The organism is Anabaena sp. WFMT, assembly GCF_051781005.1.
GTDB lineage: Bacteria > Cyanobacteriota > Cyanobacteriia > Cyanobacteriales > Nostocaceae > Anabaena.
This window is the reverse complement of the sequence record NZ_JBPWOA010000005.1, coordinates 176,857-191,070: the sequence shown is the minus strand read 5'-3', so window position 1 is coordinate 191,070 and position 14,214 is coordinate 176,857. Positions and strand designations below refer to the sequence as shown.

7 protein-coding genes are annotated in these 14,214 nt (G+C 40.0%); 3 read left to right on the top strand and 4 right to left on the bottom strand.

Annotated elements, in window-relative coordinates; genetic code table 11:
- Positions 1-20: 20 nt before the first annotated feature.
- The gene (locus ACSQ6I_RS04720) at positions 21-1,280 is read right to left on the bottom strand and encodes an RNA-guided endonuclease InsQ/TnpB family protein (protein ID WP_438889200.1); all 1,260 of its coding nucleotides are present in this window, start codon (positions 1,278-1,280) and stop codon (positions 21-23) included.
- A gap of 390 nt (positions 1,281-1,670) precedes the next feature.
- Between ACSQ6I_RS04720 and ACSQ6I_RS04715 the strand changes: the two genes are divergently transcribed.
- Positions 1,671-2,903 carry a glycoside hydrolase family 10 protein gene (locus ACSQ6I_RS04715; protein ID WP_438889199.1) on the top strand — a complete coding sequence of 411 codons (1,233 nt, stop codon included), beginning with the start codon at positions 1,671-1,673 and terminating at the stop codon, positions 2,901-2,903.
- Positions 2,904-2,997: 94 nt separating this feature from the next.
- Here ACSQ6I_RS04715 and ACSQ6I_RS04710 read toward each other — a convergent pair whose 3' ends face one another.
- Positions 2,998-4,494 carry a site-2 protease family protein gene (locus ACSQ6I_RS04710; protein WP_438889198.1) on the bottom strand — a complete coding sequence of 499 codons (1,497 nt, stop codon included), beginning with the start codon at positions 4,492-4,494 and terminating at the stop codon, positions 2,998-3,000.
- A gap of 313 nt (positions 4,495-4,807) precedes the next feature.
- Complete coding sequence (locus ACSQ6I_RS04705) at positions 4,808-7,801, bottom strand: PAS domain S-box protein (protein ID WP_438889197.1); 2,994 nt, start codon at positions 7,799-7,801, stop codon at positions 4,808-4,810.
- 666 nt (positions 7,802-8,467) lie between these two features.
- On the opposite strand from ACSQ6I_RS04705, the gene ACSQ6I_RS04700 reads away from it, so the two are divergent.
- Together ACSQ6I_RS04700 and ACSQ6I_RS04695 are read left to right on the top strand one after the other, a co-directional pair.
- A complete protein-coding gene (locus ACSQ6I_RS04700) occupies positions 8,468-9,781 on the top strand; it encodes an efflux RND transporter periplasmic adaptor subunit (protein ID WP_438889224.1) in 1,314 nt (437 codons plus the stop codon).
- A 145-nt stretch (positions 9,782-9,926) separates the two neighbouring features.
- On the top strand, positions 9,927-13,094 hold the full coding sequence (locus ACSQ6I_RS04695) for an efflux RND transporter permease subunit (RefSeq protein ID WP_438889223.1): 3,168 nt from the start codon (positions 9,927-9,929) through the stop codon (positions 13,092-13,094).
- 213 nt (positions 13,095-13,307) lie between these two features.
- On the opposite strand, the gene ACSQ6I_RS04690 is transcribed toward ACSQ6I_RS04695, so the two are convergent.
- A complete protein-coding gene (locus tag ACSQ6I_RS04690) occupies positions 13,308-14,012 on the bottom strand; it encodes a Uma2 family endonuclease (RefSeq protein ID WP_438889196.1) in 705 nt (234 codons plus the stop codon).
- Positions 14,013-14,214: the final 202 nt, after the last annotated feature.

The window sequence follows — 14,214 nt, the reverse complement described above, 5'->3', positions numbered from 1 at the left end:
TTATTGACATCCTCTCCACCTTACTTAGTTGTTCGCGTAGCGTCTCGCAGAGAAGGTGGAGATTCCAAAGATTGCTCTTTGGGTTTCCTCTTTCCACGACCCGACTTACTTGGAGGAGTTTCCCCACCCAAGCAGAGGTCGATGTCTCCAGAGGCGTGAGTTCCGGTGTGACCCACCGTACTTAGACCTTTTTGTAAAATGTTCCGCGCTGCATTCCAATCCCGGTCTTGGATATGTCCACAACGAAGACAAACATGGGTTCTAGTGCTAAGAGTCTTTTTGACAACCTCACCACAATTGGAGCAATTTTGGCTAGTGAAGTGAGACGGCACTGCAACTGTCACCACACCAAAAACTTTACCAAAATACTCAACCCATTCACGAAACAGCGACCAGGAAGCGTCACTAATCGACTTAGCCAAGCGATGATTCTTAACCATGTTTCGCACCATCAAATCTTCATACGCCACAAGGTCGTTAGACCTCACCACGCACCTTGCCGTCTTGACAGCAAAGTCTTTACGCTGGCGACTTACTTTGAGGTGTTTACGTGCAAGTTTGTTTTTAAACTTAATTCTATTTTGAGAACCTTTTTTAGTCTTAGACATCCGACGCTGCAAACGTCTCAAAGACTTTTCGCTTTTACGAAGATGTCTAGGATTAGCAACTGTTTCCCCATTACTATCAGTGTAAAAGTGGTTCAATCCCACATCAATACCAATGGTTTTACCTGTTGGTTCTCGCTTCTCAACTCGTTCATGGTCAATGCAAAATTGGCAATAATAACCATCTGCACGACGCACGACTCGGACTCTTTTAAACTGTTTGAGTTGGTAAAAATGTAGGTCACGAGTTCCCCAAAGTTTGAAAGTTCCCGCTCTAAAACCATCTGAAAAAGTGATATACCTGCGGTCTTCAGAAAGTCGCCATCCAGAGGTTTTGTATTCTACAGAACCGTGAGTCTGTTCTTTCTTAAACTTTGGAAATCCTTTTTTCCCAGGCTTATTTTTCTTGCAGTTATCAAAAAAACGAGCGATTGCAGACCATGCTCTTTCGGCACTAGCTTGCCGAGCCATCGAGTTCAGCTTCGCCGCATAGGGGAAATCAGGATTAGCAGCAAGCACAGCGCAGTATGCGCTCAACTCGTATTTGCCAATGTCCTTGTTATCCATCCAGTATCGAACACAACTATTACGAACAAAACGAGCAGTGCGGATAGCTTCATCTAGCTTCCCGTACTGCTCGTTCGTCCCTGACAGTTTTGCTTCAAATACCAGCATTTTTACGCTCAAATTAATAGCGTAATTATAACACAGAAATTGTTAAAATCTCCACTGTTCTCTTACTTTTTTGCGGGAGTAAAACGATGCTTCTCTGCGAGAGGCTTCGCCAACAAGAACGTGGAGATTTTAACCCACCTTTCACCCCCTCCCTACTTCGTTGAGGAAGGGGCATTCGGTGGCTTATGGTAATCGGTTTGACAACAATTACTGGGTCAAGTAAAGAAGCGGACGTAATTACTAATACTGAAGATATGTTTTTGCTCAAATTAAACTATAAGTGTAAGTCATGAGATAAACTTACAGGACTTAGCACTTTTTACCCTATAAGGCAACTTCTTAGCAGTTATGCCAGTCTGTAACTAGAGCTTTTTAGTGTGCTTGTAGGCAATGAGTGAAAATTTTCTCAGGTGGAATGTGCGACAACGGATAAAATCAGGGTTGTTTGCGGCTATAGTTGTGCTGAGTATGGTAGCTGTGGTGATGCTATCTTTACCCTTGAATGCTCAAACTGCTATTCCCCAACGGGCAACATCAGAATTAAGGGGAGTATGGTTAACCAATATTGATAGTGATGTTTTGTTTGAGAGCGATCGCTTGCAGAAATCTCTACAACGCTTAAATGATCTTAACTTCAATACAGTTTATCCCGCTGTTTGGAATTGGGGTTATACACTTTATCCTAGCAAAGTTGCAGCTAGAGTAATCGGTAAATCCGTTGATCCCACACCGGGATTACAAAAGCGGGATATGCTCAAAGAAATTGTCAGCGAGGGACATAAACGAGGTTTAACCGTTATTCCCTGGTTTGAATTTGGCTTTATGGCTCCTGCTGATTCTTTGTTAGCTAAAAATCGTCCCCAATGGCTCACTAGTCGCAGTGACGGTACTAAAATTGTTAAAGAAGGTACACATGAGCGCGTTTGGCTCAGTCCTTTTCGTCCAGATGTCCAAAGTTTTATTCAAGACTTAATTGTAGAAATCGTCAAAAATTATGATATTGACGGTATTCAATTTGATGACCATTTCGGTTTACCATCAGAATTGGGATATGATGCCTACACTGTAGGATTATACAAAAAAGAACATGGTGGGAAAGCGCCCTCTAAAAACCCCAAAGATCCAGAATGGGTCAGATGGAGAGCTAACAAAATCACCGATTTTATGAAGCGGGTATTTACAGCAATTAAAGCTAATAAAAAGAATTGTTTAGTTTCCGTTGCGCCTAATCCCCAACGCTTTTCTTATGAATACTTTTTAGCAGACTGGCAGAAATGGGAAAGAATGGGATTAGTTGAAGACTTAGTTTTGCAGATATATCGCAATGATTTAAATGTGTTTATCAGCGAATTAGAATACCCAGAAGTGAAAGCTGCGAAAAGCCATATTCCTGTCAGCATTGGCATATTGAGTGGGTTGAAAAATAGATCAATTCCCATGCAACAGATTAAAACACAAGTAGAGAAAGTGCGCGATCGCAATTTTGCCGGAGTTTCCTTCTTCTTCTATGAAACCCTCTGGAACCTCAGCCAAGAAAAAGCCCCAGAACGTCAAGCAGGTTTCCGGCAAATCTTCCCCAAACCCGCAGGTTATCCTAACTTACTAACAGGCTGGAAACCCTAGGGATTGGGGACTGGGTAATGGGTAATGAATAGGTAATTGATATTTCTCCCCCTGCTCCCTGCCCCCTGCTCCCTGCTCCCTGCCTACTTCCTCCTTACCCTATTCCCAAACGTCCAGCTAAAGAGGGAGTTAAAGGTAAAAGAGTGCTAATCATCAAGAATAGAGCTAAAAGACCTAAAGCGGCTCTAGCATCATCCGGTTCAGTGACTTCATTCAAACTTGGGCGTTCTGGTTCCCTTTGTAAAAAGAAAATGACGATCGCCCAATACATCGCTAGAGCATTACCCAGAGACACCAATGCCAGCAAAGCTAAAGTCGCAAAGGTAGCCCTTCCTGCGGTTTTGCGTCCATAAATTGCCTGCACAATGCGCCCCCCATCTAATTGTCCAGCAGGCATTAAGTTTAAAGCCGTAATCACCAACCCCAACCAACCAATGATCACTAGAGGATGGACATTTACTAAAGGCGCTTTTACAGCCGCACCCAGCACAACCCGCGCCAAGCTACCCACCAAAATCGAGCCTTGGAAAAACTGATTTGGCAACTGAAATAAACTACCTGGGTGGGAAAGCAACAAGCCTGTCACCAACATCAACAAAGAAACAATCCCGCCAAAAGCTGGCCCTGCCAAAGCAATATCAAATAATGCCTTACGATTAGGTAAAAGAGACTCAAACCGGGTAATAGCCCCAAAAGAGCCAATTTGTACAGCGGGTAGAAAAAACGGTAAACTCAGACGGACTTGGTGACGTTTTGCTAATAACCAATGACCAATTTCATGGGCTATCAAAATTGTACATATGCCCAAGCTGATAGGCAAAGCTTCAGGAAAACGTGATGGGCTGGAGAATAAATCGAAATTCAGTAATAAACCTGATGCCTCTAAACTGGTGGCAATAGTTGCCACTAACAAAATCACTGCAAATACCTTTTGGGGTAACTGCATTGGACGTGGATCATTGCGACTAGGCAAAACAATAATCACAGGTTTACCGTCTGTGTTCTCAACCAAAAACAGGCGATATTTATCACCTAAACGTCCCTGCAAACTTTGAGTCAACCGGTTGTGAACTTCCTCTGGTTCTCCCCGTAAATTACCTTTGAAAATTGCTCCTTCTTGATAAGGGATGGTTTCAGTGGCAAAAAATGTGTCAATACCAAAAATACCTTTAATGGTATGCAAATCTTCTTCTGGTATTGTCATTTCTTCTGGTTTCAGCTCTCCAACTACTGCTGAATTGTTGCCATTTTTTGTGGAATTTGCTGCTTCTGAGGTTTCAGCCGCGAGTCTTTCTGTTGCTCGTTGCTTGAGAATGGCATCTTGACCAGCATCGCGTAACTGTCTACCCAAGAAAATATACACCCCAGTTGAAGCTACCAGCAACAACAATATACCCGCTATATTGATGTAAATGCCAGCGGCAAAGCAGCCAAAGAACAGCAGCCAAGGAGCCATCAATACTACCGACTGTAACCAGGCTAAGATTCCCAGCTTACCAAAGGGTCTGGCACGATAAAAGCCCCAACCCAAAATGCCGAAAGCGACTAGCACAACTGCCGCAATTATAGGAGTTTCTGATGAAGTAAACATCTTTAAACCTTTGCTATTGAGACCGAAGCTCGTACAAGTCCGGTTTTGTAAATACGATTAATCAGTAATATCTTACGCAGGTTGTAGTTTAGCAAAATAATGCTGATATTTGCAGCTAATCAGAATAAATTGACAAATTTAGCGTTTTATGGTTAATATTTTGCCACATTAGGCAGTTGTCACCCAAATATAGCAATCCGGTTTGATTCCTGATAGCTTGCGTGGCGGAGCCATAACCTCATTAATCTGCAATCTGCTGTATGTGTATTATTAATTATATAAACAATTATGAGAAATTTCTCCAAAAAATCTCTTATTTGTGTACTGGTGTTTGAGTCATAGGAATTTCAATCACAAATTCTGTTCCTTTTCCAAGGGTAGAATAACAAGATAAATTACCTTGATGTCTATCTACTATAATTTGGTAACTAATAGAAAGTCCCAAACCTGTACCTTTACCCACCTCTTTTGTCGTAAAAAATGGGTCAAATAATTTATGAATAATTTCCGCAGGAATTCCTAGACCATTATCAAATATCCTGATAGCTAATCGGTAATTATTAATTTGTTCAGTAATAATATTAATTTCTCTTTTTTTATTAACTAGGTCTGCATTTTCTAAAGCATCAATAGCATTACTCAAAATGTTCATAAATACCTGATTGAGTTGACCTGGATAACATTGAATTAATGGCAAATCGCCGTAATTTTTAATTACGTCAATTTCCGAATAATTGGGTTTGGATTTTAGGCGATTTTGCAGAATCATTAAAGTACTATCAATGCCTTCATGAATATTTACTGCCTTAATTTCTGACTCATCTAAACGAGAGAAATTCCGCAATGCCAGAACAATTTCTCGAATGCGCTCAGTACCTACACTCATGGAATTGAGGAGTTTGATCACATCTGCTTTGATAAATTCTAATTCTATATTTTCGATCTTTTCTTCAATCTCTTCTGGTACTTCAGGGAAGTATTTTTGGTATAATTCTACTAAACTTAATAAGTCTTGAACATATTCACTAGCTGGTGAAATATTGCCATGAATAAAGTTAACTGGGTTGTTTATTTCATGAGCAATACCAGCAACCATATTTCCAAGTGAGGACATTTTTTCACTATGAATGAGTTTGATTTGTGTTTTTTTGAGATCCAGTAGAGTTTTTTCTAGATTTTGGGTCTGCTGTTGTAACATTATTTCTGCTTTTTTTCGTTCTGTAATATTTGTAGCTACTCCTAAAATTTGTTTAACTTGACCATTGCTTTGGCGATGGAAAATGGTATCTCGACTATATAACCAGCACCATTCACCATTTACTTGTTTCATCCGATATTCAATTTCTAGTATTTCTCCATCTTCAGCATTGATAAACCTTTGCCAATGTTCTATAACTTTTTCCCTATCTTCTGGATGGGTAATTGAAGAGATTAAATTTGCGTCAATCTGTACAATTTCTTGATTGGAATAACCTAGGAAATCACTAATTGCTTGATTGGTGTAAACATTGCGTTGTTCTTCTAAGTCGAAAATATAGAGAAGATTGGGAGAAGAATCAGTAATACGTTGAATAAAATGCTGACTTGCTTGGAGTGCTTCTTCGGCTTGCTTGCGTTCTGTAATATTCAGGGTTGTCCCCACTAGTCTATAAATTCTACCATCGCTGTCTTTCAAAGGATTGAGTGTAGTCATCCACCAGGTCTCCTCATTTTTAATCATGAGAAATTCTTCATAGCTGATGCTTGTACCAGATTCGACACAAGTTTTGTAGCGTTGACGTACTGCTGCACCTTCTACTTCTCCATGTAGATATTCTGGCTTTTTACCAGCAATCTCTGCTGGACTTATTCCTGATAATTTTTCTCCTGTAGAATTCCAACCTGCAAAGCAATAATCACCATTATCTAAAACATCAACTACAAATATTACTTGTGAAATACCTTCATAAATACTGTGGAGAAATTTTTTCTGTTCTTGTAATTTTTCCTCTGCTTGTTTGAGTTCGGTGATGTCAAATAGACAGCCATACCAGAGGATTCCATTATCAGTTTGACGTTCTGGTTTAGCTATTGCCTTTACCCATTTTTTATGATTAGAAGGGGTTGTGATGCGCCACTCAGTCTGATAGTTTTCTAGGGTTTGAGCAGATTGAAGCATTATTGCTCTGATGTTATTAATATCATCAGGATGAGCAGAACTAAATATCAGTGATTCATCTTTCTGAATCTGTTCTGGTTCTAATCCTAAAAGTTCTCGACATCCTGAAGACACATAGGGAAAAGACATTTCGCCATCGGGTGATAAACGAAATTCATGCATCATTCCTGGTACATTATCTGCCAATCGCTGTAACCGAGCTTCACTCTGACGCAAAGCTGCTGTACGTTCTTCTACTTTAGCTTCTAATTCTTCATTTAGTTTTTTTAATGCTTCTTCTGCCTGGTGACTAGCAGTAATATCTAGAAGTACACCACAAAAAATAATTTCCCCTTGTTCATTTTTAGTTGGTGTTGAATCTCCTTGCCACCAACGAATTTCTCCATTAGGTTTTATTAGCCTGCCTTCGTAGTGCCAAGGGGTAGAATTTTCAGTGGCTTCAAACACAGAGACAACATAATTATTAAAATCTTCTGGATGAATAAGAGTGATAAAGCTATTTAAATTTTGCATCATTTCATTAGCTCTAATTCCTGCCAGTTCCCAGATAAAGTCACTGATAAAGTCTACTATCCAAACACCATTACGGTTGGTGAATTGGAAAATTGCACCAGGGAGATTAGTGGCAATATCTCTTAAACGTCTTTCGCTATTTGCTAAGGCTATTTCTGCTTGTTTGCGAGTGGTAATTACTTCTGTGAATATAATAATTCCACCAATCTTATTGGCATCTTGATACCAAGGATGTATTTCCCATTTCACCCATTCAATTGTGCCATCAACACGGGAAAAACTATCTTCTTCACATTGTTCAAATGCACCTGCTAAACAGCGTTGGTGAATTTCTCGCCAATGTTGGGGAACATCTGGGAAAATTTCATAGTGACTGTGACCGATGATTTCTTTATCGCCTAAGCCATAGTCTTCTCGCCAGCGACGACTTGCTAATACATAATTCATCTGACAATCAAATATAGCGATCGCAGCTGGTGTATATTCCATGAATAAGTTCATTTGTTCATGGTTATACTTGACAGGAGTTGAGAACTGAGTATGAGTCAAACTTTCCACTGCTTGACGTAGTTCTACTAGTTCTTTTTGCAGAGAGTCATATGTACTTTTATTTACAGTGATGAGATCACTAGTCATAGTCGTTTTGCTTGCCTATCCAGGATCTGAAATTGACCTTAATTCTATAGTTCCCAATTACTACTAGCAAACAATATGATTGGCATCATCTTTTCTCGGATCTTTTGTCAACTTGACACCAAATAAATAAGACGGCTATGTAGCGGTTCTCAATCATCAGCCCAATTCTTATCAGGGCTATTGCGCCTGCAAACGTGAAAAGTCAAATATCTACATAACTAAAACTGATTAAAATTACCTTATAAGCACACTAAACAAAAATAATCTCATTAAATTAGGCTGTTAATGGGCTAATTTTTGAGCAAGAGGTCTAATATACAGCGGTTTTGAGTCATTACTGACTGGATTAGTTATTTCTAGTGAACCCCATCATAAATAATATTCTATGTTTAAGAAACTGAATACTCTTAGGAAGTAAGACTAACCCGAATAAGTAAGTAGTAGATTAACAAATGTGAGTATAAACCTGATGTTAACTGCTATGAAGATAATTAACTATATAATTAACCTTCCGGTAGATTGTAAAAAATTATAAACCTTGTATATTGAGATGAGCTAACACATAATTTTTGCTAGAACCTCATGCTAAATGAGGAATTTCAAAATCAATATAATACAGTTCCAGATAGAGTTTTAAATATTCCCTCCTTCAACTTTCTATCAGCCATGACATCTCCTGAGCCTCAAACTGATTTTGAAGATATTCCCCAACCATCATTTGAGCCACCGCCACAATCAAGACGGTGGCTGCGCTTATTGTTAGCTCTAGTCCTAGTAATTGGAGGTGGAAGTGCGATCGCTTGGAAGTTGCTAACTCCTAATAACCAAAATCCAGCCGCAGCTAATGCTCAACCCCCAGCAGTAAAAGTCAAACTATCGACAGTACAAACAGGCACAGTTGAGGATGCTACAGAATATATTGCCAGTCTAGAATCTAGACGCTCAGTCAATCTCCAACCCAGAATTCAAGGTCAAGTTGCCCAAATATTTGTAAGATCAGGAGATCCTGTCGTAGCTGGTACAGCCATTATGCAAATAGATGCCAGACAGCAACAAGCCGCAGTGAATAGTTTGTCTGCTGCTGGTCAAGCTTCTCAGGCACAACTAGAAAATGCTCGCGCTACCTTCAAATCTCTGCAAGCAGAACGCCTAGCTAATGTTGCTGATGTGCGCTTAAATCAGCAGGATTATGATCGCTACTCTGAATTAGCTGCACAAGGAGCGGTATCTCGTCAAACTAAAGATCAATATGCGAACAGACTGGCTACAGCAAAAGCCCAACTAGGGGCGATAGATTCTCGAATCCAAGCCCAGCAAGCTACCATATCTCAGGCAGAAAAATCCTTAGAGCAAGCTGATGCTAATGTCAGACAACAACAAGTAGAACTTCAGTATTACAAAATTACTGCTCCCTTTAATGGTACTGTCGGCGATGTCCCGATTAAAGTAGGTGATTTTGTCAGTACTTCCACTCCATTAGCTACCATCACTCAAAATCGACCTTTAGAAGTTAAAATCCCTATTCCCCTAGAACGAGGTTCCCAATTACGTCGGGGATTACCAGTAGAATTAATTAGCGCCCAAGGTCAAACCCTGGCTACGACTGAAGTATTTTTTATCTCTCCAAGTATCAGTAATAATTCTCAATCAATACTAGTTAAAGCACTTTATAACAATTCCGAAGGTCAACTACGGGCAGATCAATTAATTCGAGCCAGAGTGATTTGGGATCAACGTTCTGGAGTTTTGATTCCCACAACAGCCGTATCTCGGATAGCCGGAGAAAACTTTGTGTTTGTAGCCCAAACAGAAAAATCCCCTGAAGGTGTTTCTCAATTAATAGCCAAGCAAAAGCGAGTGAAGCTAGGCAATATCAAAGGTAATGATTACCAAATAATTGAAGGACTGAAAGTAGATGAAAAACTAATCGTCTCCGGAATCCAAAACCTCAGAGATGGACTACCGATAATGCCTGAGTGATTGATTGCCCTTCGACTTGTCTTCGACACACTACGTGAACGCTCAGGGAGCAGGGAGCAGGGGGAAAGAATTATTCCAATTACCCATTACGAATTACGAATTACGAATTACGAATTACGAATTACGAATTACGAATTACCAATTAATTATGGTTGATTTCTTTATTAAGCGACCTGTTTTTACCAGTGTCTGCGCTATTATCATTTTGCTGTTAGGGGCAATCAGTATTCCGACTTTGCCCACAGCACAGTATCCAGAGATTAGTCCGACGCAGATTATTGTCAATTCTAATTATGTTGGTGCTAGTGCAGAAATTGTGGAAAGCACGGTTACAACTGTTTTAGAGCGTCAGATTAATGGTGTCGAAGGCATTAAATACATGACTTCGAGTAGTAGTAACGATGGCAGCAGCACTATTACTGTCACATTTGATGCTTCGCGGGATAAAGATATTGCCGCCGTTGAGGTACAAAACCGCGTTTCTTTGGCTGAACCGCAGTTACCAGAGTCTGTAAAGCAAACAGGAGTCACTGTCAGTAAGCAGTCGAACAATATCCTGTTGGCGATGGGTTTGTATAGTGATAATCAAGAATTTGATACTGTCTTTTTAAGTAATTACGCTGATTTATATCTAGCAGATGCCCTAAAACGCATCAAAGGTGTAAGTGAGGCGCGAATTTTTGGTGAACGCCGCTATGCAATGCGTCTGTGGCTTGATCCTAATAAACTTGCTAGTCGCAACTTAACTACTCAAGATGTTGTTGATGCCGTCAATGAACAGAATTTACAGGTGGGTGCGGGGCAAATTGGACAGCAGCCGGCACCAGATGGTCAGATGTATCAAATTGACTTGAGGGCAGTTAGTAGACTGACAGAACCGGAGGAGTTTGACAATTTAGTGATTAAAACTACGGCTGATGGTAGTTTGATCAAGTTGAAAGATGTAGGTAGAGCAGAACTTGGCGCTCAAAACTATAGCTCATTTCTGAGATTTAAGGCTAATGAAGGTGTAGGGATAGGGATTTTTCCGACACCGGGAAGTAATGTCTTGGACGTTGCTAAGTTAGTGAAAAAGGAAATGGTGCGATTGTCTCAAAGCTTTCCACCGGGGATGAAGTATCAAGTGGCATTTGACACCACTACGATTGTTGAAGAGTCCTTAGCGGAAGTAGTGAAGACGCTATTAGAAGCGATCGCACTCGTTATTCTTGTCATCTTTATTTTCTTACAAGATTGGCGCATTACTTTAATTCCTGTCATCACTATTCCCCTGGCTTTAATTGGCACTTTTGCCTTCGTTAAAGCCTTTGACTTTTCTATCAACACCTTAACCATGTTCGGTTTAACCCTAGCAACGGGGATGGTAGTTGATGACGCGATTATCGTAGTTGAAGATATCTCCCGCTTAATTCAAGAAAAGGGAGTATCACCCCGAAAAGCCGCATCCGCAGCTATGCATGAATTGACTGGAGCAGTAATTGCTACCTCTTTGGTACTGATGGCGGTGTTTGTCCCGGTAGCATTCTTCCCAGGTTCAACTGGACAAATTTATCAACAATTTGCCCTGACAATTGCCTTTTCCATTGTCATTTCTACCTTTTTAGCTTTGACTCTGACACCTTCTCTCGCGGCGTTGCTGTTGCGTCCTCGACCCCAACCTAAAGGCATTTTCGGCTGGGTATTTGGTCGAATCAACTGGTTTTTAGATGCCATGCAGCGGGGATATGAGCGATCTGTGAGATTTTTGACCAAAATAAAAGCGATTGTTGCGATCGCATTTATCGGTTCATTGGTTCTTACGGCTTGGCTTTACATGACCGTACCATCATCATTTCTACCCGACGAAGACCAAGGTTATTTCATCACCATCATTCAAGGGCCAGAAGGTTCTTCACTGGAATACACCAGCAACGTCATGAGTAAGGTAGAAGCCGAAATCCTGAAATTGCCAGAAATTACAGGTACTTTTGCCATTGGTGGCTTTAGTTTTAGCGGGAATACTGCTAACAGCGGCGTAATTTTCTCTACTCTCAAATCCTGGGACGAACGCACCAAACCAAATCAAACAGTACAAGCCCTAATTGGTCAATTAGCACAAACATTCTCAGGAATTACCGAAGCCAGCGTTTTTCCAGTTAATCCCCCCGCAATTCGTGGTTTAGGTAGTTTTAGCGGTTTTCAGTTTCAGTTACAAGACATATCCGGCACTAACAGCTTAAATTCTATGCTGGAAACCGTTGGTCAGTTTATGATGCGCGGTAATCAGACTCCAGGATTACAAGCTGTATTTAGCACCTTTAAAGCCAATACACCCCAAATTTTAATTGAAGTAGACCGAAATAAAGCTAAATCTCTGCAAGTTTCCATTGACGATATCTTCACAACCCTACAAAGTTACTTGGGTTCCAGATATGTCAACGACTTTAATTTTCTGTCTCGCACATATCGGGTATATATCCAAGCAGATGCTCAGTTTCGCTCGAATCCCAATGACATCAACTCATTATATGTGCGTTCTGATAATGATCAGATGATTCCTCTGAGTAGTTTAGTCAAATTGACTTCTACAACAGGAGCGCAAACCATCAACCACTACAACTTATTACGCTCAATTGAAATTAACGGTTCTCCTGCTCCTGGTTTTAGTTCTGGACAAGCAACTAAGGCTATGGAACAACTAGCAAAAGAGATTTTACCCACGAGTATGGGATATGAATGGTCGGGTATTGTCGCCGAGGAAAAAGAATCTGGTGGACAAGCACCAATCATTTTTGGTTTGGGCTTACTTTTCGTCTTTTTAGTGTTAGCTGCCCAGTATGAAAACTATGTAGATCCTTTAATTATTCTGCTTGCAGTTCCTCTAGCTATTATGGGAGCTTTAGCATCGCAATCACTACGGGGTTTAAGTAATGATGTATTTTGCCAAGTAGGGTTAGTGATGTTAATTGGTTTAGCAAGTAAAAATGCGATTCTAATTGTAGAATTTGCCAATCAATTACGAGAACAACAGGGTTTATCAATTACTAAAGCCGCAGTAGAAGCAGCACAAGGGCGTTTACGTCCAATTTTGATGACTGCATTTTCGACTCTTTTGGGTATTTTTCCTTTGGTAACTGCCACAGGTGCAGGTGCAGCAAGTCGTCAATCTCTAGGTACTGCTGTGTTTGGAGGTATGTTTATTGCGACTTTTTTAAGTTTGTTTATTGTGCCAATTTTGTATATCATCATTGGAACAATTCGCCAGCGGTTGCAACCTGTTCATAAGTATCCGCTTTTAGAAGTGCATGAAGATGGGAAAGTTTCATCAAGATAGCATTCATTCCCAGTCATAGACTGGGAATTAGACGATGTTTGAAAAGTGGTCGCTGATGTATTAAAAACTTTAGATCCTCCTAAATCCTCCTTAAAAAGGAGGACTTTGACTCTAGTTACCCCCTTGTTAAGGGGGGTTAGGGGGGATCATTGAGTGTCTAAAATCACCACCCGAAACTTTTCAAACACCCTCTTAGAGAATAAGAGATTACATCTAATCTAAATCAGGTTCAACACCAAGCGATCGCAGTTGGGCAATTAATCTTTCTGTACTGGTTAATATCCAATTACCATCCTGATCATACCAACGTAACCAAGGCATTTCTACATTTTTATAAGTGCCTTGCCACACTCCTAAACCTAATTCTATTTCTGGAATCCAAAACCGATCATCTGATAAATTTACTTCAGCATAACGAGCGCCATTTAACTGAAACATTCTAAATTCAGATTTATAACGGTCAAAGATGGCGTAATAGGGTATTCTTAAAATTTGTTCATAAACTTCCCATTTACAAGGAGGTTTTTCAACATCCCTTAATGATTGTCCTAAGTCTTCTTTTTCTGTTCCAGGTGAGAGTAATTCAACTACAATATGAGGATTTACTCCTTCTTGCCAGACTACATAACTTAATCTTAAATCTCTATTTTCATACAGATATGGTATACCTAAAACTCCAAACCAATCTGGGCGTTTATACCATGAAGGATGACGCAAATCATAGTAAAGATTCAGATCACTGCCTGTAAATATCTCTTGAGTGGGATAATTTGGTGGACGGAATGTTTCTGCTAATAATTGTGGTTGCAATAAATGAAATTGATCTGGCAAGCCTGGTTCCTCCGGGTCTTCGCTAGGAAGATCATACATTGTTGGTAATGTTTCTTTAGGGGAAAGTGGCGGATCTGTTTGATACATTCTTGACAATCCTAAAGATAGAATTTCTATCCTCATTATATTATGTAGCAATATGATTCGGTTTAGAAAATGGTAGCGACTGTTTTCGATGTTAGATATTGCTGGGGAGAAAGTCTTATTTATTGAGAATGTATAAGAATCAAATTTTCTTAATTATGAATTAACAGATCATCTATTATATCTCCTGTAAGGGAAGAATTCA

Coding starts and splice junctions, on each gene's coding strand:
- ACSQ6I_RS04720 (WP_438889200.1), bottom strand. CDS start 1,280: ATGCTGGTATTTGAAGCAAAACTGTCAGGGACGAACGAGCAGTACGGG.
- ACSQ6I_RS04715 (WP_438889199.1), top strand. CDS start 1,671: ATGAGTGAAAATTTTCTCAGGTGGAATGTGCGACAACGGATAAAATCA.
- ACSQ6I_RS04710 (WP_438889198.1), bottom strand. CDS start 4,494: ATGTTTACTTCATCAGAAACTCCTATAATTGCGGCAGTTGTGCTAGTC.
- ACSQ6I_RS04705 (WP_438889197.1), bottom strand. CDS start 7,801: ATGACTAGTGATCTCATCACTGTAAATAAAAGTACATATGACTCTCTG.
- ACSQ6I_RS04700 (WP_438889224.1), top strand. CDS start 8,468: ATGACATCTCCTGAGCCTCAAACTGATTTTGAAGATATTCCCCAACCA.
- ACSQ6I_RS04690 (WP_438889196.1), bottom strand. CDS start 14,012: ATGTATCAAACAGATCCGCCACTTTCCCCTAAAGAAACATTACCAACA.